At 63.9% G+C, this 18,967-nt stretch carries 22 protein-coding genes; 12 read left to right on the top strand and 10 right to left on the bottom strand.

Annotation, left to right across the window (positions count from 1 at the left end):
• Nucleotides 1–94: 94 nt before the first annotated feature.
• Nucleotides 95–1,903, top strand: coding sequence for a translation initiation factor IF-2 (gene infB / locus WDJ60_RS01590; protein ID WP_340097994.1), 1,809 nt, complete (start codon nt 95–97; stop codon nt 1,901–1,903).
• Nucleotides 1,904–2,008: 105 nt separating this feature from the next.
• Entirely contained in the window at nt 2,009–2,206 is a 198-nt protein-coding gene (locus tag WDJ60_RS01595; protein WP_340097995.1) for a DUF8015 family protein, read from the top strand.
• 4 nt (nt 2,207–2,210) lie between these two features.
• On the opposite strand, the gene WDJ60_RS01600 is transcribed toward WDJ60_RS01595, so the two are convergent.
• The 3 genes from WDJ60_RS01600 to WDJ60_RS01610 form a co-directional block, all read right to left on the bottom strand.
• Complete coding sequence (locus WDJ60_RS01600) at nt 2,211–2,555, bottom strand: DUF5811 family protein (RefSeq protein ID WP_340098357.1); 345 nt, start codon at nt 2,553–2,555, stop codon at nt 2,211–2,213.
• A gap of 99 nt (nt 2,556–2,654) precedes the next feature.
• Nucleotides 2,655–3,134 carry a pyruvoyl-dependent arginine decarboxylase gene (locus WDJ60_RS01605; RefSeq protein ID WP_340097996.1) on the bottom strand — a complete coding sequence of 160 codons (480 nt, stop codon included), beginning with the start codon at nt 3,132–3,134 and terminating at the stop codon, nt 2,655–2,657.
• Between the two features lie 61 nt (nt 3,135–3,195).
• Nucleotides 3,196–4,338: a multicopper oxidase domain-containing protein gene (locus tag WDJ60_RS01610; RefSeq protein ID WP_340097997.1), complete on the bottom strand. Its 1,143-nt coding sequence runs from the start codon at nt 4,336–4,338 to the stop codon at nt 3,196–3,198.
• A 150-nt stretch (nt 4,339–4,488) separates the two neighbouring features.
• On the opposite strand from WDJ60_RS01610, the gene WDJ60_RS01615 reads away from it, so the two are divergent.
• The 5 genes from WDJ60_RS01615 to WDJ60_RS01635 all read left to right on the top strand — a co-directional run bounded on the left by WDJ60_RS01615 (nt 4,489) and on the right by WDJ60_RS01635 (nt 7,718).
• A complete protein-coding gene (locus WDJ60_RS01615; RefSeq protein WP_340097998.1) occupies nt 4,489–5,331 on the top strand; it encodes a polyprenyl synthetase family protein in 843 nt (280 codons plus the stop codon).
• Between the two features lie 40 nt (nt 5,332–5,371).
• A complete protein-coding gene (locus WDJ60_RS01620) occupies nt 5,372–5,716 on the top strand; it encodes a hypothetical protein (protein ID WP_340097999.1) in 345 nt (114 codons plus the stop codon).
• 48 nt (nt 5,717–5,764) lie between these two features.
• Nucleotides 5,765–6,334, top strand: coding sequence for an AAA family ATPase (locus tag WDJ60_RS01625; protein ID WP_340098000.1), 570 nt, complete (start codon nt 5,765–5,767; stop codon nt 6,332–6,334).
• Nucleotides 6,331–6,738: an RNA-binding domain-containing protein gene (locus tag WDJ60_RS01630; protein WP_340098001.1), complete on the top strand. Its 408-nt coding sequence runs from the start codon at nt 6,331–6,333 to the stop codon at nt 6,736–6,738. Before WDJ60_RS01625 ends, WDJ60_RS01630 begins: the two co-directional genes overlap by 4 nt.
• Nucleotides 6,739–6,818: 80 nt before the next feature.
• The gene (locus WDJ60_RS01635; protein ID WP_340098002.1) at nt 6,819–7,718 is read left to right on the top strand and encodes a CBS domain-containing protein; all 900 of its coding nucleotides are present in this window, start codon (nt 6,819–6,821) and stop codon (nt 7,716–7,718) included.
• Nucleotides 7,719–7,727: 9 nt separating this feature from the next.
• Here the strand turns inward: WDJ60_RS01635 and WDJ60_RS01640 are convergent, their stop codons facing one another.
• The 3 genes from WDJ60_RS01640 to WDJ60_RS01650 all read right to left on the bottom strand — a co-directional run bounded on the left by WDJ60_RS01640 (nt 7,728) and on the right by WDJ60_RS01650 (nt 9,145).
• Nucleotides 7,728–7,943 carry a helix-turn-helix domain-containing protein gene (locus WDJ60_RS01640; protein ID WP_340098003.1) on the bottom strand — a complete coding sequence of 72 codons (216 nt, stop codon included), beginning with the start codon at nt 7,941–7,943 and terminating at the stop codon, nt 7,728–7,730.
• A 62-nt stretch (nt 7,944–8,005) separates the two neighbouring features.
• Entirely contained in the window at nt 8,006–8,563 is a 558-nt protein-coding gene (locus WDJ60_RS01645) for a magnesium transporter (RefSeq protein WP_340098004.1), read from the bottom strand.
• Nucleotides 8,564–9,145 carry a magnesium transporter gene (locus WDJ60_RS01650; protein ID WP_340098005.1) on the bottom strand — a complete coding sequence of 194 codons (582 nt, stop codon included), beginning with the start codon at nt 9,143–9,145 and terminating at the stop codon, nt 8,564–8,566.
• Between the two features lie 347 nt (nt 9,146–9,492).
• Here WDJ60_RS01650 and WDJ60_RS01655 point away from each other — a divergent pair, with 347 nt between their 5' ends.
• The 5 genes from WDJ60_RS01655 to surE all read left to right on the top strand — a co-directional run bounded on the left by WDJ60_RS01655 (nt 9,493) and on the right by surE (nt 12,976).
• Nucleotides 9,493–9,894: a hypothetical protein gene (locus WDJ60_RS01655; protein WP_340098007.1), complete on the top strand. Its 402-nt coding sequence runs from the start codon at nt 9,493–9,495 to the stop codon at nt 9,892–9,894.
• 10 nt (nt 9,895–9,904) lie between these two features.
• Nucleotides 9,905–10,144 carry a sulfurtransferase TusA family protein gene (locus WDJ60_RS01660; RefSeq protein ID WP_302081511.1) on the top strand — a complete coding sequence of 80 codons (240 nt, stop codon included), beginning with the start codon at nt 9,905–9,907 and terminating at the stop codon, nt 10,142–10,144.
• A gap of 35 nt (nt 10,145–10,179) precedes the next feature.
• Nucleotides 10,180–11,322, top strand: a complete 1,143-nt coding sequence (locus WDJ60_RS01665) for an NAD(P)/FAD-dependent oxidoreductase (RefSeq protein ID WP_340098010.1) — start codon at nt 10,180–10,182, stop codon at nt 11,320–11,322.
• A gap of 9 nt (nt 11,323–11,331) precedes the next feature.
• On the top strand, nt 11,332–12,030 hold the full coding sequence (locus tag WDJ60_RS01670) for a helical membrane plugin domain-containing protein (RefSeq protein ID WP_340098011.1): 699 nt from the start codon (nt 11,332–11,334) through the stop codon (nt 12,028–12,030).
• A gap of 61 nt (nt 12,031–12,091) precedes the next feature.
• Nucleotides 12,092–12,976: a 5'/3'-nucleotidase SurE gene (surE, locus tag WDJ60_RS01675; protein ID WP_340098012.1), complete on the top strand. Its 885-nt coding sequence runs from the start codon at nt 12,092–12,094 to the stop codon at nt 12,974–12,976.
• On the opposite strand, the gene WDJ60_RS01680 is transcribed toward surE, so the two are convergent.
• The 4 genes from WDJ60_RS01680 to WDJ60_RS01695 all read right to left on the bottom strand — a co-directional run bounded on the left by WDJ60_RS01680 (nt 12,973) and on the right by WDJ60_RS01695 (nt 18,952).
• The gene (locus tag WDJ60_RS01680) at nt 12,973–14,400 is read right to left on the bottom strand and encodes a signal recognition particle protein Srp54 (RefSeq protein WP_340098013.1); all 1,428 of its coding nucleotides are present in this window, start codon (nt 14,398–14,400) and stop codon (nt 12,973–12,975) included. The genes surE and WDJ60_RS01680 overlap by 4 nt on opposite strands.
• 60 nt (nt 14,401–14,460) lie before the next feature.
• Complete coding sequence (locus WDJ60_RS01685) at nt 14,461–16,161, bottom strand: Coenzyme F420 hydrogenase/dehydrogenase, beta subunit C-terminal domain (protein WP_340098014.1); 1,701 nt, start codon at nt 16,159–16,161, stop codon at nt 14,461–14,463.
• Complete coding sequence (locus WDJ60_RS01690; RefSeq protein WP_340098015.1) at nt 16,151–17,875, bottom strand: nitrite/sulfite reductase; 1,725 nt, start codon at nt 17,873–17,875, stop codon at nt 16,151–16,153. The genes WDJ60_RS01685 and WDJ60_RS01690 overlap by 11 nt, the downstream gene beginning before the upstream one ends.
• Before the next feature lie 276 nt (nt 17,876–18,151).
• Nucleotides 18,152–18,952, bottom strand: a complete 801-nt coding sequence (locus WDJ60_RS01695; protein WP_340098017.1) for a helix-turn-helix transcriptional regulator — start codon at nt 18,950–18,952, stop codon at nt 18,152–18,154.
• Between the last annotated feature and the right edge of the window lie 15 nt (nt 18,953–18,967).

Here is an 18,967-nt window from a genome sequence, read left to right on the forward strand (position 1 = left end):
CCTCTCTGCCTGTCACTTCGCCGTCGCTCCAAAGACGATGTACTTAACTGCCGAGGGTGGCTGGGTTCAACCAAGCATTTTAGGGTGAGACGGGATGTCTGAAGAGAAACAAACCGACACGACAGAGGCGGCGACGCTACGCACCCCCATCGTCGCCGTTCTCGGTCACGTCGACCACGGCAAGACCAGCCTCCTCGACCAGATTCGCGGCTCCGCCGTCAGCGAGGGGGAGGCTGGCGCGATTACTCAGCACATCGGCTCGACTGCGGTCCCGCTGTCCATCATCTCCGAGGTCGCGGGAGACCTCGTCGACCCTGATGACTTCGACCTCCCCGGCTTGCTCTTTATCGACACGCCAGGGCACCACTCGTTTTCGACGCTCCGCTCGCGCGGGGGTGCGCTCGCGGATATCGCTGTCCTCGTCGTCGACGTCAACGACGGCTTCCAGCCACAGACCCACGAAGCCATCGACATTCTCAAACGCACGGCGACGCCCTTTATCGTCGCTGCGAACAAAATCGACACGACGCCGGGGTGGAATCCCGAACCGGACCGCCCCTCGAAAGTCGCTATCGAAGCGCAGTCCGACCGCGTCGAGACGGACCTGAACGAGAACCTCTACGAGATTATCGGCCAGCTCTCGGATTCGGGCTTCTCGGCGGACATGTACTGGCGCGTCCAGAACTTCCAGAGCAACATCGGCGTCGTTCCCGTCTCCGCCGAGACCGGCGAAGGGATTCCGGACCTGCTGACCGTACTGATGGGACTCTCCCAGCGCTACATGAAAGAGGAGATGGCGGTCGACGTTGGCGGCCCCGGCGCAGGCACGGTGTTAGAGGTCAAGGACACGCAGGGGTTCGGGACGACACTCGACGCCGTCATCTACGACGGAACGATTCGCGAAGACGATCAGATTGTCGTCGGTGGGCTGACAACCCCCATCGTCACCGAAGTCCGCGCGCTGCTGGAGCCGAAACCGCTCTCGGAGATTCGGACCGACGAACAGTTCGAGAACGTCACCGAAGTCACGGCCGCCGACGGCGTGAAAATCGCCGCACCGGACCTGGACGACGCGATGGCCGGTGCGCCGATTCGCGTGGTTCGTGACCGCGACGTCGGCGAGGTTATCGCTGAAGTCGAACAGGAACTGGCCGAGATCGAAGTGTCGACACAGGAGGAAGGGCTGGTCGTCAAGGCCGACACGCTGGGGAGCCTCGAAGCGCTCGCCAGCACCCTCTCCGAAGCCGAAATTCCGATCATGCGCGCGGAGGTTGGCGACGTAGCACCGCGGGACATCCGCGTCGCAGAGACCGCGAACGAGCCGACCCACCGCGCGATTCTCGCGTTCAACGTCGACGTGCTCGGCGACGCGCGCAACCTGGCCGAACAAGAGGAGGTCAAGCTGTTCGAAAACGACGTCATTTACCGGCTCATCGAGGAGTACGAGGAGCACGTCGAGTCCATCGAACAGGCCCAGCAAGAGCAGGTGCTGGAGAACATCACCAGACCCGCTCGCTTCGAGATTCTCGACGACCACACGTTCCGCCAGTCCGACCCCGCCGTCGTCGGCGTCGAAATCCGTGGCGGACTTCTCCGCCGGAACTCACGCATCGTCAAATTCGACGGCTCGGAACCCGAACGTGTCGGACTCCTCAAGACGATTCAGGACGAGGGCGAAGACGTCGACGAGGCGCGAACCGGCGAGCGCGTCGCCGTCTCTATCGACGGCCCGACGGTCGGCCGACAGATCGAGGAGGGCGACGAACTGTGGGTCGAGATCCCCGAGAAACACGCCAAGATTCTCGAACAGGAACTCACCGAAGACATCACCGCTGACGAACGTGAGGTCCTCTCGATGTACCTCGACAAACACCGCGACCGGGACCCCTTCTGGGGGAAGTAACTTGCTTAACCCCCCCGTGTTTCCGGACACGACTGGATAGGCAATGCTCTGTCTGCAGCGCCAGTAATAATATTTAATTAGATCGCTCGACAACAGGGTGACACGATGGTTCCCGGTGATTCGGTCTCCCGGTACGACCTGTTACTGGCGGCGATAGCGCTGCCACTGGTGGTCGCTGGGGTGATTGGGGCGCTGTTGCCAGTCGGGATGGCAGTCGCGCTCGGTGCCGGGAGCGTTCCCGCGACGGGGACAATGGGCTACGCGCTGTTCTATCGGCCGCCCGGTGAACACGGAATCGCGTAGAAATTTACTGCGCTGTCGGGGAGGGGTCGTCGGGCATCGCCTGTTTCATCTGGAGCGCCGCGCTCGCGGCGAGTCCCATCGCGAGGTCCTCGCGTTCTGGTTCCTCGATCGTGATCTCCTCTTCGGGTGCGTAGTCCGCAGAGACGACGGAGCCGATGGGCGGTTGCACGGCGACGGTCGCGCGGGGGCCGTTGTTCCCTTCGGTAATCTCCGAGCCGACGACGAACTCGCTGGGGAGCAGTTCGCGAGTTCGGGCGGCGACACTGGAGAGGTCCTGTCGGAGTGCCTTTCGCTGGTCTGCAGTGAGCTCGACGGCCGGTTCGTCGCCGAACGGCGTGTTTCCATACATGCGGATTGGCTCTACCATACGCGTGGCGGACGTAAAAACCCGCCGGCTCTCACAATACCGGTCGGTGGGACAGTCTCTGGCAGTACCGTCGACGACTGGTTACAAAATCGGCGTACTCTGTCCGTAGACCGCACAGACGACCAACGCGGCGTGTTCGTCCGGGCTCGCGGCTGTCTCCCGGACCACGGTATCCTCTTCGATGAACGTCCAGTCCCGAAGTTCCTTTCCTCCAGCAAGTCCGCGCTCGATAGTCTCTCGAACCTCGGCGGTGTCGTCGCCGGTCGCTTCGTAGAAGATACCTCGCCCTGACTCGCTGCGCGCCCACCCGATGCCGGCGACGGCAGCGGCCGACTCACCGGGCGCCCTCGTCGCCTTGCTCTGGACGACCGTGAGTCGGTTGCCCACCGGCCCAAGGTCGGGTGCCGTCCCGACGACCTCTAGTGGCGGCGCTGCGGGGATGACCGAGGAGACGGTCACGAGGTTGTAGTTGTGGATGTTCGCGTCGGCCAGGGCGGCGTCGTAGGCGGCCATCGCCGTCGGACCGGTGGCGCTGCCCCACACGACCCGCAAGATGCTCATAGAGGCCGTAGCAGACGGAGGAGAATAAGACGTTTCGTCTTCGACTCTGACCCGAGTTTGCCTACCCGTCGTAGCCGGCGTAGTCCATCAGATCGGCGAAGATGTCCGAATCCATGACGCTTTCGTAGACGATCCCGCCGAGCATGCCACCAGGGTAGCTGTTGCCGTTCATCACGTGGTCGAGCTTGTGACAGTGCATGAGGTAGATCCCGGGGTCGACAGTGGCGTCGAACTCGATGGTCCGGCGCTGGGCGGGAGCGATGTTGACAACGTCTTCCTCGTGCTGGGCCACTTCTGGGACCTGGCCGCCGTCCTTCTCGACGGTCCGAAACCGGTGGTTGTGGAGGTGCATCGGGTGGCTCATGTAGCCCGCGTTAACGAAGTGAAGCCGGACCGTGTCACCCTCTGAGACGATGATGGGGGAGCCCTTCTCCGGGTGGAGCGTCCGGGGTGCTGACTTCCCGTTGACCGTGAAGACGTCGGGGTTGCGGTTCCGTGGGTCGTAGCTGGCGTCTTCGCCCGCGAACTGCCGGGAGAGACTGGAGTCCCAGTCCCGGATGGTCATGAAGTACTCCTTGTCGGCGGGTTCGTAGTCCTTCGGGTCGACGCGGAGGATGCCGTACATCCCCATCTCGATGTGGCGGTGGGTCTGGTAGTGACAGTGATACAGGTGGGTTCCGGGGACGTTGGCCGGAATCTGGTAGGTGTGTTTCTCGTCTGGTCCGACCGTGATCCCCGTCGTCGTGGGAACGCCGTCGTTCTCCCACGTCTTGGTCACACCGTGGAAGTGCAGGGTGTGGGGCATATTGTGGCCGGTGTTGTCGAGCGTAATCTCCATATCCTCACCTTCCGTCGTCCGGATAATCGGGCCAGGGACGCTTGGCTCGCCGTCGTCGGCTTTGAACGCCCACACATGGGGGAGCTCGACCGGCCCACCCATCGTGTCCTCCGGGTGCACGTCGTGACGAGCGGCGACGGAACTGATTGTTAATTCGTTCCCTTGCTCGTCGACGTTGACGACCTCTGGCGGACTGGTCGTCGGCAGGTCGCTCTGCTGTGCCTGTGGCTGGTTGTCCTGGCCACCGACGCCGGCCTTCGGCGCGGACGCACAGCCAGCGGCACCCACGATACCCGCAGTGCCAGTTGCCTTGACGAAATCACGCCGCGACAGTCCGTCTCCGGGAGCGCCGATTGGGGTAGACATTACAGTTCGACATAAGAAGACCCGTGATATACGGGGTGCCAGGATTCTCGGGTGACAAGAGGGGGTGGGAAGATGTTCGGTCCCTTCTTTTAAGTACTGCGACGGCAGGAGTCGTCACGTACTTCCCGAAGAATCACCTAGACTGCTCCGATGGAGTATTTGGAGAGTCGCCGCGACCGTGTCGAGGACCGTCTGACGGCGGTACTCGAGTCGGTCGAACCTGACGAACTCCGAACGGAGGTCGAACACGTCGCGCTCGCTGGTGGCAAGCGCGTCCGCCCGACGGTCACAGTGTTAGTCTGTGAAGCACTCGACGGCGACGTAGAGACGGCTGTCGACTACGCAGTCGGCGTCGAACTCGTTCACAACGCCTCGCTCGTCATCGACGACATCATCGACGACTCCGAGCGACGCCGGGACACGCCTGCCGCCTGGACCGAATTCGGCTACGGTCCCGCAATAATCGCGTCCGACGGCCTGCTCGGTGAAGCGTTCGCGCTCTTTTCCGCAAACGAGCGGGCGATGCAAGCAGTCGCCGAGTCAATGGTTGAACTCGGTGAGGGCGAGGCGACCGAACTCGTCGACCAGCCCGTCACCGAAGAGGAGTACGTGGAACTCGCCCGCCGGAAGACGGGGGCGCTCTTCCGTGCCGCGGCCGAACTAGGCGCGATAGCCGCCGATGCCGACGCTTACACCGTCGAGGCGTTCGGGCAGTACGCCGAGCGCGTCGGCGTCGCCTTCCAGATGCGAGACGACGTACTCGATGCGACGGCAGACGCCGAGCAACTGGGGAAACCGACCGGCCACGACGCTGAGATGGAGCGTCCCTCCATCGTCGAGGTGACCGACCTCACGCCGGAGGAGGCAAACGAGCAGGCACACGACACCTCCGACGCCGCGTTGGCCGCGCTCAACTCCGTCGACATCGACGACTCGCAGGCGATGGCGTATCTCCGTGACCTCGCGGAGTTCGTCGTCGTCCGAGACAGGTGAGGCCAGAACCTCTTTGCCGGTTGCTCTTGTACCACCGCGCATGCGCCCTGGACTCGAACTCGACGCAATCGTCGACCGCCCTGATTCCCTCTCTACAGTGGTTCGACCGCTCGCAATCTGGCTGGGTCTAACCTCGTTTCTGGTCGGTGCAATTGCGTTCGGTGCGACGCTCGCAGCCCGGTCCGGTCCTGTCGAGACTGCCACTGGCCCGATGTTGCTCTTGCTCGGTGTCTCGCTGGTCGGTGGCGGCTTCTTGATGGAGCAGACAGCGCTGTTTCTCGACCCCGAAATCGAGTTCCGGGGGCGCGAGTGGTACGTCGTCGCCGGCGCGTCCGTCTGTTCGCTCGGACTCGCAATCGCCGCCGGGGCTCTCAGTCTCCTGTAGTCTCGGCGAGACGCAGTCCTTATCTTGGTCTCCGGCAAACCCAGCGGTATGACTGTCATCGGAATCGTCGGCCTCCCCGGGAGCGGCAAGAGCGAGGCCGCCACCGTCGCCGCCGACCTCGATATCCCCGTCGTGACGATGGGCGATGTCATCAGAGCGGAGTGTCGTGACCGCGGACTCGACCCCGCGACCCACCACGGCGGGGTCGCAAAGGCGCTCCGCGAGGAGAACGGGCCGGCCGCAATCGCCGAGCGCTCGCTGCCGGTCATCGAGTCGGAACTGGACGCTGCCGACACGGTGCTGGTCGACGGCATCCGCTCGGACACCGAAGTCGACCGATTCGAGGACGCGTTCGGTGAGGACTTCCTGCTAGTGAGCATCGAGGCACCCTTCGAAGAGCGCGCAGAGCGACTCGACCTGCGCGGGCGAGACGCCAGCGCCGAAGACGGTGGGGAGTCTCTCGACGAGCGCGACGAGCGCGAACTCGGGTTCGGGATGGGCAACGCGATGAAGATGGCTGATCTGGCCATCGAGAACACGGAATCGCTGGACGCGTTTCACGACCGCGTTCGCGCGCTCTTGACCAAGGGCCCTGCCGCAGTTACCGACAACCAATGATATACAGCGTCGACGCCGAAATCACGGCACCGGTGTACGACACGGAAGTGACCGACCGGGTCGCAGACGCCATTACGGCCATCTTCCCGACCGCAGAACCGGCGTTCCAGCACGGCGAACTCAACGCGACGGTCCACGACCTGGAACACTTCTCGGAACTGCTCCACAGACAGGAGATTCTCGACACTGCACGCGGTATTTTCTTCGACACGTTGCGCGACGACACGTTCTCGTTCCAGCTCAAGAAACAGGCGGCCTTCGAGGGTGTCGTGAACTTCGCGGTCGACGAACCGGGCGAAATCGGTGTTATTTCTGTTCGGATTCGCGTCGAGGACCCGACCGCCGAGGAGTTTATCGACCACATCGCGCCGCCGACCGAGGACGGAAAGCCGGTCGACACCTGAGACTGTCGGCTGGACATCACCGAAGGGATGACTGTACCGGCAGGGCATTGATTAGGCCGGGCGACGACCCACCTATATCGATGCTCGCGCCCATCACGGTCGAAGAGGTAATGCAGTCTCCCATCGAGACGATACAGCCGACCGAATCAGCACGGACCGCGGCGACACGGCTGTTCGAGCAGGGGATCGGCTCGCTGGTCGTCTGCGAAAACGGGAGTCCCGCCGGTATCGTCACCGATATCGACATCTCACAACTCGTCTCGGAGGGGAACGACCCCGAAACGACGACCGTCGAGGCGGTGATGTCGAGCCCACTCGTCGCTGTCGATTGCGAGGAACCAATCGAGCGCGCCGCCGAACGGATGCGAGAGCACAACATCAAGCGCTTGCCGGTCCTCGAAGATGGCCAGGTCGTCGGTATCGTCACGACGACGGACCTCGCGAACTACCTCCCGCATCTCGTCCAGATGGGGCGCGACGAGGTACCCGATGAGGAGCGCGAACGGGTCAGCATCCGCGCCGATACCGCCTACGAGCGCGACGAGTGGACCTTCGAGTATCTCGGTAACGAGGCGCAGATCGACGTCGGTGATACCGTCCGCTTTACCAAGACCATCTCCGAGGCGGATGTCGAAGCGTTTGCCGAAGCCAGCGGCGATACGAACCGGCTCCACATGGACGACGAGTTCGCGGCGAAGACCCGCTTTGGCGAGCGGATCGCCCACGGAACGCTCGTCGTCGGTATCGTCAGTTCCGCGCTCGCGCGCCTGCCCGGAATGATAATCTACCTCTCGCAGGACGTGAGCTATCTCGGTCCCGTCCCGCTCGGAGAGGAGGTCACCGCCGAGTGCGAGGTCGTCGAGAACATCGGAAACAACCGCTTCCGGCTCTCGACGAAGGTCATCCGCAGCGACGACGAGGCAGTCATCGACGGCGAGGCGGCCGTCATCGCCGATTCGATTCCCGACAGCGCAGAGTGAGGCAGCACTTCAGTCCGAGGCGGTCCGCTGCCGGACGTGCCCGCTCTCAACGATAGCGTATCGCCCACCGGTCACCTGTCGGATCTCCCCTCGCTGCTGGAGTTTCGTACACCGTCGTTCCACCGTCACTGGGTGCGTGTCGAGCAGTTTGGCCAACTCCGGTCCACTCGCCGGCCCGTGCTCGGCTAGTACTGCCGTGATATCGCACTCTGACTGATGCCCCATCTGTTCTCGCCCCCTCTAGCGGCTCCATGGCAACATATGACGCCCCGTAACAGTTTGGGATTTTATAAAACCAGCCAGACGACGACGAAGAGGACGACGACGCCGAGAACGTCACAGACGTTCGTCACCGCCGGAATCACCACGTCGTCGGGGTCGAGTTCGAACCGGTAGGCGGCGTACGTGGCGATTACAGTGACCGTCACCGCGAGCACGGAGAGCACGAGGCCGCTCATGACGGCGACGGTGATGACGGTCAGCGGAGCGAGGCGTGCGCCGGCGGTGAGTTCGGCCAGTCCCCACGCACCAAAGCCGATGAGTGGGAACATCGTCGCCGCCAGCAGAACTGTCGCCACGGCGTTGCCGGCAAGCGTATCGTCGGTTGGGTCAAAGGAGAGTGTCCCGAGGTGAAATGCCGTCGAGAGCCGCGCTGCAAGGATGCTCCCGAGATTCCCCGCCGTCCCGATGGTGACGGGAACGAGTACGAGCAGCGAGGGCGAGCGCAGCAGTTCCTCCTCGAAGCTCCCGAGGACGAGGCCGCTGCCGATTTCGACGAGCGTGAGAACGAGCAAGACGGGGAGCATCGCCCGCGTTATCGCACGGACTGTCCAGTCGGTCTGCATCTATCCCACACCCACGATAGTGAGGACGATTCTGACAGCGAGCAGGAGGAAGGCGACGCCGAACACGTCGCCGGCGGTGGTGACGATGGGGCCGACCAGCGTGTCGGGGTTGTACCCACGCCGGTAGCCGGCGAACACTACCACGACGACGGTCACCGAGAGTACAATACCCGAGAGCAGTCCCGCAAGCAGTGCAATCGCGACGAGCGTCCCGAGCGGTGCCGGTGAGTCGCCGAGTGCAGTCAACGCGACAAAGGCAGCCGCGGCAGCGAAGACGCTGGCCAGCAGACCGTTCGAGATGGCGGCGGCGACTGCCCGGTAGAGTCGGTCGTCGGCGTCGCGGACCTGCGGCGTCACCAGCCCCTGATGGAGACCGGTCGCCAACCGCGCGCCGAGCGATCCGTAGACGTTTCCACGGGTAGCGAGCAACGCTGGCACCAGCACGAGCAGTCCGGGCACCGCCCGGAACTCCGCGCGCATCCCGCCCAGTACCACGCCCGCGAGCAGCCCCCCGACGGCACTGGCTGCGAGTGCCGGTAGTCCTTCTTGATAAGCGGCAACGGCAACCTCTCGGATTGTCACCGTGGTCCACCCCCCTCCTCACCCGGTCTGCACGGCCCTGACTGTGTCCCAGTGCCGTGTGCGACCCGGGCGACCACGTTCATCGGTTGTGGCCACGGCCCCCGGGACTAAAAATACCGCCTCCTCGCGAGTGCCGAATCCGTGACGTGGTTTCGGCAACCGTCAATTCCATACAACCTTTGTTCTGAGTGTTTCACGTCTCAGTCCATCTAGTTGTTCGGTGGTTGCACAATATACAACGGCAGATTTCTCTCACAGCCACCAAATCCCCTTTGGATTCTCACAGTCTTGGAATAAGCATACATTATTATAGGGGCTGGCGGTGAACGTTCACGTGGGTGAGTCCCATGTCAGGATACGCAATAGTAGTCGCGTCGAGCGAGCTCGAACGGATACAGGCAGTCAGTATGATAGGGTCGATAGCCGCATCGTCGGACACACCGGTCGAAGTGTTCGTGACGATGAACGGGCTGACGGCCTTCAACCGCGAGCGCGTCGAGGGCGGCGACTTCGACGTCGGTGGCCCGGTCGGCCAGGCGATGCTCTCGAGCGAGGGCGACGAGATGCCCCTCTTTACCGAGCAACTCGCGCAGGCGAAGGAACTCGGGCCGCTTTCAGTGTACGCCTGCTCGCTGGCAATGGATGTCATGGGAACTGAACTGGACGACTACGTGGACGTGTTCGACGAGGAACTCGGCGTCGCCGGCTTCCTCTCACGCGCTCGCGACAAACAGGTGCTGTTCGTCTGAGGTGAGACATATGAGTGAATCAATCCAACCCGACGTGACGGTCGACTCGCGCGGTGCAACGTGTCCCGGTCCGCTGATGGACCTTATCGGCAAGGTCAAAGAGGCAGACTCCGGGACCGTCATCGAACTACAGACGTCTGACGACTCCTCGAAGAGCGACGTGCCCGACTGGCTCGACGAGGCAGGCCACGAACTGCTCGACGTCGTCGAACACGACGACCACTGGAGCGTCTACGTGGAGACTTCGTGACCCACCGTGGGCACGACTCTCCGTTCCCCAGCAACATGACTGAACACATACTCATCGTCGGCGGCGGAACCGGCGGCACGGTACTGGCGAATCGACTCGCAGAGAAACTCGCGTCCGAAATCGACAGCGGAGACGTCCGGGTGACGATGGTCACCGACAACGAGGACCACGTCTACAAACCGACCTTCCTGTACGTCCCGTTCGGGAAGAAGACCACCGAAGACGCTCGCCGCCCGGTCCGTGAGCTTGTCGACCGCCGCGTCGACATCACGTACGACCGGGTGACGGAGGTCGATACCGACGCCAAGCGGCTCACGCTCGCCGACGGGCAGCCGCTCCGGTACGACCACCTCACGCTTGCGATGGGTGTCGAACTTGTCCCCGACGAAGTGCCCGGGCTGCAGGAAGGTGGCCACCACTTCTACGGGCCCGAGGGAGCCGAACAGCTCCGGGACGCGCTCGCGGAGTTCACCGAGGGACACCTCGTCTTGAGTGTCATTGGCGTCCCGCACATGTGTCCGGCTGCGCCGGTCGAGTTCACGCTGATGGCCGACGACTGGCTCCGCAAGCGCGGCGTCCGCGAGGACGTCGACATCACGTACACCTACCCCATCCAGCGGGCCCACGGCATCCAGTCGGTCGCTGACTGGGCGACCGACCAGTTCGACGAGCGCGACATCACCGTCGAGACGTTCTTCAACGCCGACGAGGTCGACCCCGACGAACAGGTTCTGCACACGATGGAGGGCAACGAACTCGACTACGACCTGCTCGTGGGCATTCCACCCCACTCCGGCAGCGACCTTGTCACCGAAGCCGGCCTCGGTGACGGCGGCTGGGTCGACGTGGACAAGCAGACGCTCGAAGCGACGGCCGCCGAGGACGTCTACGCTATCGGTGACGTGGCCGACGTCCCTACCAGCAAGGCCGGCAGCGTCGCTCACTACGAAGCCGGCGTGGTCGCCGACCGCATCGCGAGCAACGTCCGTGGACAGGTCCCCACCGCTACCTACGAAGGCAAGACGGTGTGTTTCATCGAAGCCGGCATGGACGAGGCGACGTTCGTCGAATTCAACTACGGCGACGAACCGACTGTCCGACCCGCCTCGAAACCCGTCCACTGGGCGAAACTGGGCTACAACGAATCGTACTGGCTGACCGCCAGGGGGCTCCTGTGAGGTGTCCGTATGAGTGACGAACAACACGCCGATGCCGACGGCCAGGAGGCTGCGACCGACGATAGCCGGGGCGCAGCCACTGCCGACGGTCAGTCGGTTCCACCGGAACTGGTCGCGGCTGTCGAGGACAACCCCGAGGAAGTCGCCCGTCTCGTTCAGAATGCGGGCCAGGTCAACGAACTCCTGGACGCCTCGGCGGTCGCCACTGCGGCGATGGACGACGGCATGGTTCAGCGTCTCGCGGCCGACGGGTCGAATCTCGGGGCCGCCGCCGACGGGGCGGCGACACCCGAACTCGCCCAGCTCGGCGAATCTGTGGGCGAGAACGCCGATGCGCTTGCCGATGGCGTCGAGACGATTGTCGAACTGCAGGAGAGTGGCACGCTCGACGACCTAGCGGCGTTTGCCGACACCGTCGCCCTGCTGTCGGCGGCGATGGACGACGAGATGGTCACCTCGCTCACGGGCATGGGCTCTCGACTGGGCGAACTGGCCGATACCGCCAGCGACGAGGAGGTGGCACAGGGGCTGGAGTCGATGTTGCACGCCGTAGGCGACGCGACGAGCGAGGACCCAGAACCCGTCGGCGCCGTCGGGCTCGTCAAGGCGCTTCGTGACCCCGAGGTCAGGGCCGGTATGGGCGTCGCAATCGCGTTGATGCGAGCGCTCGGGCAGGGAACGTCGGCCGGCGACCCGACTCACAGATGACCGGCCGGCGGTCGGCCGCGGCTTCCACAACGATTTCCTTTGCCGAGTCGCTACCGGCGCCATGGACGACCCCGATATTCTCCTGACGAACGACGACGGCATCGACGCTGCCGGCCTCGTTCGACTCTACGAGGAACTCACTGCGCTCGGCGAGGTGACTGTCGTCGCTCCATCGGAGAATCAGAGCGGCGTCGGGCGGACCCGCTCACACGCTGCCGTCCGGCGGGACCATCCGTGGGGCTACACCCTCTCGGGGACGCCCGCCGACTGCGTGGCGTACGCGCTACGCGGCCTCGATACGGACTTCGACTTCGTCGTCTCGGGGTGCAATCACGGTCCCAACGCCGGCAACTACGTTACCGGTCGCTCTGGCACCGTCGGCGCTGGCATCGAGGCGGCTTTCCTTGGAACGCCCGCTGTCGCCGTCTCTGCGTACCACCACGAGGATTTCTTCCCGGAACCCGCCAGTGACTACGACTTCGGTCGGCCGGCGCGAGTGACCGTCGACCTCTGCCGACGCGCTGCCGACGCTGGACTGTTCACGGCGGGGACGCTGCTGAACGTCAACGTCCCGCTGGACGTGGCCGACCCCGAGATGTGTCTGACCCGACCGCTCCCGGACTACGACCTCCACGTCGAACACGGCGCAGACCCCACCGATATCGACGCTGTCGATGCAATCGGCCGCGACGGCGGCCTCGACGCAGACGCAGATGGGACTGTCGTCCGGCTGCACGAGGAAGTCTGGCCGGACGTGGTCGGCTTCGAGAACCCGTTTCCGCCGACGGAACAACACCGTGAGCGCTATCCGGCTGGGAGCGACCGCCGGGCACTCGTCGACGGCGAGATCAGCGTCTCACCGTTGACTATCGACCGCGGCGATGCAGAAACAGCGGCACTCGACGAGATAATCCAACAGTACAACGTGGCGAGTGGGTCCGACTAGTCGTCGCCGAACGGGCCGCCACCGCCGCCCATGCCGCCGCCGGGGCCGCCGCCCATGCCACCCATGCCGCCGGGACCGCCGCCCTGTTGCATCTGTTTCATCATCCGCTCCATGTCGGCGTCACCCATCCCCTGGAACTGCTTGAGCGTCTTCTCCATCATCTTGTGCTGCTGGAGGAGTTCGCGTATCCGGTCCTCGGGCTTGCCAGACCCGCGAGCGATGCGTTTCGTCCGACTCGCACCGATGACGCGCGGGTTCTCCAGTTCCTCCTCGGTCATCGAATCCATCACCACGTCGAAATCGCGCATCCGGTCTTCGGTCACGTCCATCGCGTCGTCCGGCAACTGGTCTTTCAGCCCGCCGCCCAGCCCCGGAATCATGTCCATCACCTGGTCGAGCGGGCCCATCCGGTTCATGGCGTCCATCTGCTTTCGCATGTCCTTCAGGGTGAACTGCCCCTCCAGGATGTCCTCGGGTTCCCAGTCCTCGTCTTCTTCCTGGGTTTCGGCCATCGCGCGCTCGACGCGCTCGGTGAGCTGTTCGAGGTCGCCCATCCCGAGCAGCCGCGAGACGAAGCCGCTGGCCTCGAAGCGCTCGATGTCCTTGACCGTCTCGCCGGTCCCGAGGAAGGCGATAGTCGAGTCCGTCTCGTTGACCGCAGCCAGCGCACCGCCACCTTTCGCCGTCCCGTCGAGCTTTGTGATGATGACGCCGTTGATGCCGATCGCCTCCTCGAACTCAGAGGCCTGGTCTTTCGCGGATTGGCCCATCGCCGCGTCCAGCACGAGCAGGTTCCGGTCGGGGTTGACGACCGATTCGATATCCTCTATCTGGTCGATGAGTTCGCGGTTCAGCCCGTCACGACCGGCGGTGTCGACGATGCGCACGTCGGCGTCTTCGGTCGCTTCGAGCCCCTCTTCGGCGATTTCGACGGGGTCGTTCGAATCCGGGTCGCCGTAGAAGTCGACCTCGGCGTTTTCGGCCATCTGCTTTGCCTGGTCGTAGGCACCCGGCCGGTCGGTGTCGGTCTGGATAATCGCTGGTCGGAGCCCTTTCTTCGAGAACCACCACGCCATCTTCGCCGCGGTGGTGGTCTTCCCCGACCCGTAGAGGCCGGCGAGCATGATGGTCTGTCCTTCGAGCGGTAGCTCGGTGGATTCACCCACCAGTTCGACCAGTTCCTCGTAGACGATACGGAGCACCCAGTCGCGCGGCGAGGTGCCCGCGGGTGGCTCCTCGTCGAGCGCCCGCGATTTGATGCTGTCCGAGAGCTCCTGGACGAGGGCGATGTCAACATCGGCCTGAATCAGGGAGCGTTGAATCTCCTTGACGACCTCGTCGACGTCTTCTTCGGAGATGCGGGACTTCCCGCGGAGGTTGTCGAGTGTTCCCCGCAGGGAACTCCCCAGATCGTCGAGTACCATTTGCTATCGGGTACGCGACTCCGTCGGTAAAGACTTTCTCTCAAAAGGCGACGGCGGCCGTCAGTGGTCGGCGTCGTGGGGATTTTTCACGGTGCCGTAGTTCTCGGCGTGGTCAGTGTAGTCGATAAAGCGCGGGGCGTCGGGGTCGAAGGGCCGTTCGAGCGCTTCGAAGGCTTTCTTCTTGTCCCAGCCCTGCAGCTTGCCGACCGCGGACTTGTCTTCGAGGTCGTGGTAGTCGAGGTGTTCCTCGGTGAGTTCCCACGCCTTCATGCCCTGCTCGTTCCGGACGATGACCGAGGAGTACTCGTCGGAGGAGCCGACAGAGCCGACGGTCAGGTCCGCACAGAAGCCGGTGAAGTCCGCACACTCGTCACAGCCCTTGAGCGCGGCGTCGTGGAACTCCTCGATGTCCTCTTCGAGGATGCGCTCGCCGTCGAGGTCGTCGACCATCAGCTTCCCGTGGAGTACGTCCATCTTGCCGACGTTGTCGATGTCGATGCCGCGCTCGTCCTGTAGCTTGTCGCCGATGAGGCGCTCGTAGTTGAAGTTCTTCGTGCACATCAGCGCGATCTTGTAGTCGATCGCGCGCACGCCCTCCTCCTGGGAGCCGTACTCCCACTCGAAGTCCTGCAGTGCGCTGATGCCCTCGATTTCACACGGCGTGCCGACGAGTGCCAGGGAGATGTCCTCCCAGTCTTTCTCGAACTTGTCTTCCCACTGCTTGAAGTCGAGGTGACCGAGCGCCATCGTCTGGTTGTAGATGGTGCCGGTGTTCTCGGTGACTTCCTCGGGGGTGGTCGCCATGAAGCCGTCGGCCTTCCAGGGATCCTCGTCGCTCTCGGTGGCGATGAGTGCGCCGTCGATTTCGTCCTTTTCCATGAGCGTGGTGAGGAAGGCGGTGACTGCACCGCCGTCCTGGGAGTCCTCGCGCCAGTCCTCGGTGACGCGGGCAGAGAACTCCGTGATGGGGTCGCCCGCTCCCTTCACGTTGTCCTCACCGCCGGTAATCTTCCACTGACGCTCGTAGCGCATGCCGCCCCGGGGACAGAAGTCCCAACAGAGCGAACAGCCGGTACACATCTTGACGAGTTCGGGTAGGCCGTCGTCGCCGATACCGATGGAGTCGGAGGGACAGGCGGCGACACAGGTCCCACACTGGATACAGCGGCCGTCGTCGATGACCGCTTCGTCCAGTTCCATGAACCACGTCTTCTCGTCGGGCGTCTCGATGTCGTTCATCTCCGACCGGATGGAGTAGCCCGGCGTGTCGAGGTCCACGCCCTCGGGGACGCCGACGCGCTTGTCCGGTGGTTCCTGCTCGCCGCGACCCTCTCCGGCCAGTGGCTGACTCTGCTCTGTCTTCGGTTCGGTGAACTCGAGGTCGGTGAGCTCGCCGTCCTCGGTGACGTTCGTCGGTGACCCGCCCGCGACCTCCGCGCCGGCACCGTCTGCGATGGCGCGCTTGCCGTCGTCGTCGTCGTCACTGCCACAGGTGCAGTGGCCGTCATTGCAGCCGTCGTCGGCCCCTTCGTGATCGCCGGGACGCTCGCCCTGTGGCGGAATCGTCTCCGTCTGGGCTGGTGTCCGGTCGTCGCTCTGTTGGTTGATTGGCGGGACGCTCGCGCCGTCACGCCCTGACTCGGGGACGCCGGGGAACGCATCCGACCGACCGCGCTCGGGTTCTGGCTCTTCGCCGGCGCCGGTGCCAGCGGCGGGTGCGGGCGCGTCTTCGACGAGTTCGATATCCTCGTCAGTCGCCATGGGCAACACCTCCGGAGACGTTGGCGTCTGCCTGTTGCATGATCGACCGCAGGCGGCTGTTGTCGACGCGGCGCGACCACTCGTAGAAGCGCTCGCCTTCAGTGCGCTCCTCGGTGTAGGCGTCGAACAACTGCTCGAGTGCCGGAATCACGGCGTGGGCGGGGACGGCCGTCTCCACCCAGTCGAGGAACTCGTTGTCGGTACCGAGCGCGCCGCCGAGTCCGAAGTCCATCCCTTCCACGAGGTCATCGAAGTCACCGGCCTCGGCGTCCTCGGGAATCTCGTCGTTGCCGTCCTTGTCGACCTGCACCGTCTCGCCACGGAAGCCGATGTCGGCAATCTGTGGCTGGGCACACGACGCGGAACAGCCGGACATGTGCATCCGGACCACGTCGAGGTCGTCGGGCGTGTCGATGCGCTCGTCGAGTTCGTGCGCCCACTGCTTGGTGCGCTTTTTCGTCTCGATGATGGCGTAGTTACAGAACTCGCTACCGGTACAGCCGACTGCACCCCGCGAGAACGGGCCGGGGTCAGGCTGGTACTCTGCGGCGAAGTCCTCCGCGACCAGGTCCTCGACGTTCTCCTCGGGGATGTGCGTGATGAGGAAGTTCTGGTCGGTCGCCAGCCGAATCGAGGCGTCTTCGGTGCCGTACTTCTCTGCGGCGCGGGCGGCCTCGGCGAACTCGTCGCCGCCCATCCGGCCCGTGATGACGTTGAAACCGACGTACTTCAGGCCGTCCTGTTTCATGTCGTGGACGCCGACGTGGTCGCCGGTGTACCCCTCGGTGAGGTCGACACCACGGGTCGGGAAGTCGATGTCCGTCCGGTCGCGGACGGCCTCCTCGAACTTCTCGGGGCCGAGCTGCTGGACGAGATAGCGCATCCGGCAGACGCCGCGGTTGTTGCGGTCGCCCAGTTCCTTGAACGTCTGGGCGACGGCTCTGCAGTACTCCACGGCGTCCTGGGGTCGAATGAAGATGTCCTGCTCGGAGGCCATCCGCGGACCGTCGGAGAGACCGCCCCCGACCTTCGAGTGGAAGCCGTACTGCCACTCGCCGTCGATCTCTTTCTTGGCTGGCGTCAGTCCGATGTCGTTGATCTGGGACTGCCCGCAGTCGTGCTTGCAGCCCGTGATAGTCATCTTGAACTTCCGCGGGAGGTTGCCGTACTCGCGGTTGTTCGTGAAGAAATCCGAGACGGCGTCGATGACCGGCTGGGCGTCGAAACACTCGTGGTCCGAGAGACCGGCAGCGGGACAGCCCAGGACGTTCCGTGCGCCGTCGCCACAGCCGCCGATGGTCGTCAGCCCGACCTCGTCGTACTTGTCCCAGATTTCGGGGACGTCTTCGATTTCTATCCAGTGTTTCTGGATGTCCTGGCGCGTCGTGATATCGAGGAAGGCGTCGCCCCAGAGTTCGTTCTGGGTCTCGCCGCCGAACTCTTCGGGTGCGGTAGCGTACTCCGTGGCCACCTCGCCGATGACCTCGGCCTGTTCGGGTGTGAGGTAGCCGCCGGGCACCTTGGTGCGCATCATGATGTAGCCGCGCTGCACGCCGTGGGTGTACATCCCGGTCCACTTCATGCGCTCCCACACGCCGTCGCCCTCGCGTTCTTCGATTTCATCGAACGAGAGTCCTTCCTCTGCGAACTCCTCCACCAGCTCGACCATCTCGAGCGGGTGCTTCTCCTGTTTCCATTCTTCGACTGTATTCATAGTTGGGTATTCGGCAGGTGTGCTGGGGACAACTGCCGCTCTTGTCTCCTTCTGTCGTCCCACCCTCTTTACCATCTTCAACACGGAGAAAACCGCCTCACTTCGCTTTTCGAGGGCGGTATTGCCGGTTATATTTCGCTCGTTGCGCACACGTGAACGCGTGACGGTGCGGCGCAGTCTGGCGAATCTGGGTACTCCTGCTGGTTGCCAGACACTGCTGCCGTCACTGGTAGGGGAGAATATATCCGGTATACTCTACGTCTCTGACCTGGCGAGTCAGTCGCCGATATCGTCGACGGACAGCGGCGTCCCGATGGACCAGTACTTTTCGTGGAGGCGCTCGGCCCACGCCCGGACGGTTTCGTCGTCGGTGTCCAGGGATGCCCGGACGATACCTTCGTCGTTGCGCAACAGGAGGTGTGTCCGGCTGTCGGTTACTTCGATCGCGACCGGGATGTCCGTCGAGACAACCCGTATCTCGGCGGCCTCTGACGCGACGATGTCGGCCAGCAGTTCCCTGAGATCAGCCGTCGCCTCGATCGCTTCGATAGCGTCTTCGGCGAAGACACCTCGCGTCGTCAGTTTGCCCTCGACACTCCGGTCGCGAATGAGCTGTAGTTTCTGCTCGTTGAACGCGTGAGAGAGCAACAGCGCGTGGTCGGTCTCACTGAGTAGTTCGAGCATCCGCTTTATCGGGGCGTTCGGCCGCGTCTGGCTCGGTGTCGTAATCCTGGCGTCGGCAAAGTGGTGGAGTCCCACGTCGACGGTGTCGGTCGGAATCCACTCGATGACGTCCCGCAGTTTCGTCTCCGTCGCCAGTCGCTCCCGGAGGTCGGTGATACCCGTCGCGACCAGTTCGCCCGTGGCGGTCACTCGGTACTGGTCGCCGTCGGCCCTCACCCATTTTCGTTTCGTGAGGTCCCGCAGTATTCGACCGAGTGTCGGCTGTGAGACGCCGACGCTGTCCGCGAGCGATTGACGCGTCTGTGGCTCCTCGACGAGGGCGGCCAGCACCTCGATGCGATTTGCCGACCGCGCGAGAAACTCGATTTCCTCCAGTGGGTCGGCGTCGGTCATACCCGGAGTTCTCGC

The organism is Salinibaculum salinum (genome assembly GCF_037645885.1).
Classification (GTDB): Archaea; Halobacteriota; Halobacteria; order Halobacteriales; family Haloarculaceae; genus Salinibaculum; species Salinibaculum salinum.

What these genes read in the sequence shown, in the direction of transcription:
- infB (WP_340097994.1), top strand. Translation starts at nt 95, where the DNA reads ATGTCTGAAGAGAAACAAACCGACACGACAGAGGCGGCGACGCTACGC.
- WDJ60_RS01595 (WP_340097995.1), top strand. Translation starts at nt 2,009, where the DNA reads ATGGTTCCCGGTGATTCGGTCTCCCGGTACGACCTGTTACTGGCGGCG.
- WDJ60_RS01600 (WP_340098357.1), bottom strand. Translation starts at nt 2,555, where the DNA reads ATGTATGGAAACACGCCGTTCGGCGACGAACCGGCCGTCGAGCTCACT.
- WDJ60_RS01605 (WP_340097996.1), bottom strand. Translation starts at nt 3,134, where the DNA reads ATGAGCATCTTGCGGGTCGTGTGGGGCAGCGCCACCGGTCCGACGGCG.
- WDJ60_RS01610 (WP_340097997.1), bottom strand. Translation starts at nt 4,338, where the DNA reads ATGTCTACCCCAATCGGCGCTCCCGGAGACGGACTGTCGCGGCGTGAT.
- WDJ60_RS01615 (WP_340097998.1), top strand. Translation starts at nt 4,489, where the DNA reads ATGGAGTATTTGGAGAGTCGCCGCGACCGTGTCGAGGACCGTCTGACG.
- WDJ60_RS01620 (WP_340097999.1), top strand. Translation starts at nt 5,372, where the DNA reads ATGCGCCCTGGACTCGAACTCGACGCAATCGTCGACCGCCCTGATTCC.
- WDJ60_RS01625 (WP_340098000.1), top strand. Translation starts at nt 5,765, where the DNA reads ATGACTGTCATCGGAATCGTCGGCCTCCCCGGGAGCGGCAAGAGCGAG.
- WDJ60_RS01630 (WP_340098001.1), top strand. Translation starts at nt 6,331, where the DNA reads ATGATATACAGCGTCGACGCCGAAATCACGGCACCGGTGTACGACACG.
- WDJ60_RS01635 (WP_340098002.1), top strand. Translation starts at nt 6,819, where the DNA reads ATGCTCGCGCCCATCACGGTCGAAGAGGTAATGCAGTCTCCCATCGAG.
- WDJ60_RS01640 (WP_340098003.1), bottom strand. Translation starts at nt 7,943, where the DNA reads ATGGGGCATCAGTCAGAGTGCGATATCACGGCAGTACTAGCCGAGCAC.
- WDJ60_RS01645 (WP_340098004.1), bottom strand. Translation starts at nt 8,563, where the DNA reads ATGCAGACCGACTGGACAGTCCGTGCGATAACGCGGGCGATGCTCCCC.
- WDJ60_RS01655 (WP_340098007.1), top strand. Translation starts at nt 9,493, where the DNA reads ATGTCAGGATACGCAATAGTAGTCGCGTCGAGCGAGCTCGAACGGATA.
- WDJ60_RS01660 (WP_302081511.1), top strand. Translation starts at nt 9,905, where the DNA reads ATGAGTGAATCAATCCAACCCGACGTGACGGTCGACTCGCGCGGTGCA.
- WDJ60_RS01665 (WP_340098010.1), top strand. Translation starts at nt 10,180, where the DNA reads ATGACTGAACACATACTCATCGTCGGCGGCGGAACCGGCGGCACGGTA.
- WDJ60_RS01670 (WP_340098011.1), top strand. Translation starts at nt 11,332, where the DNA reads ATGAGTGACGAACAACACGCCGATGCCGACGGCCAGGAGGCTGCGACC.
- surE (WP_340098012.1), top strand. Translation starts at nt 12,092, where the DNA reads ATGGACGACCCCGATATTCTCCTGACGAACGACGACGGCATCGACGCT.
- WDJ60_RS01680 (WP_340098013.1), bottom strand. Translation starts at nt 14,400, where the DNA reads ATGGTACTCGACGATCTGGGGAGTTCCCTGCGGGGAACACTCGACAAC.
- WDJ60_RS01685 (WP_340098014.1), bottom strand. Translation starts at nt 16,161, where the DNA reads ATGGCGACTGACGAGGATATCGAACTCGTCGAAGACGCGCCCGCACCC.
- WDJ60_RS01690 (WP_340098015.1), bottom strand. Translation starts at nt 17,875, where the DNA reads ATGAATACAGTCGAAGAATGGAAACAGGAGAAGCACCCGCTCGAGATG.
- WDJ60_RS01695 (WP_340098017.1), bottom strand. Translation starts at nt 18,952, where the DNA reads ATGACCGACGCCGACCCACTGGAGGAAATCGAGTTTCTCGCGCGGTCG.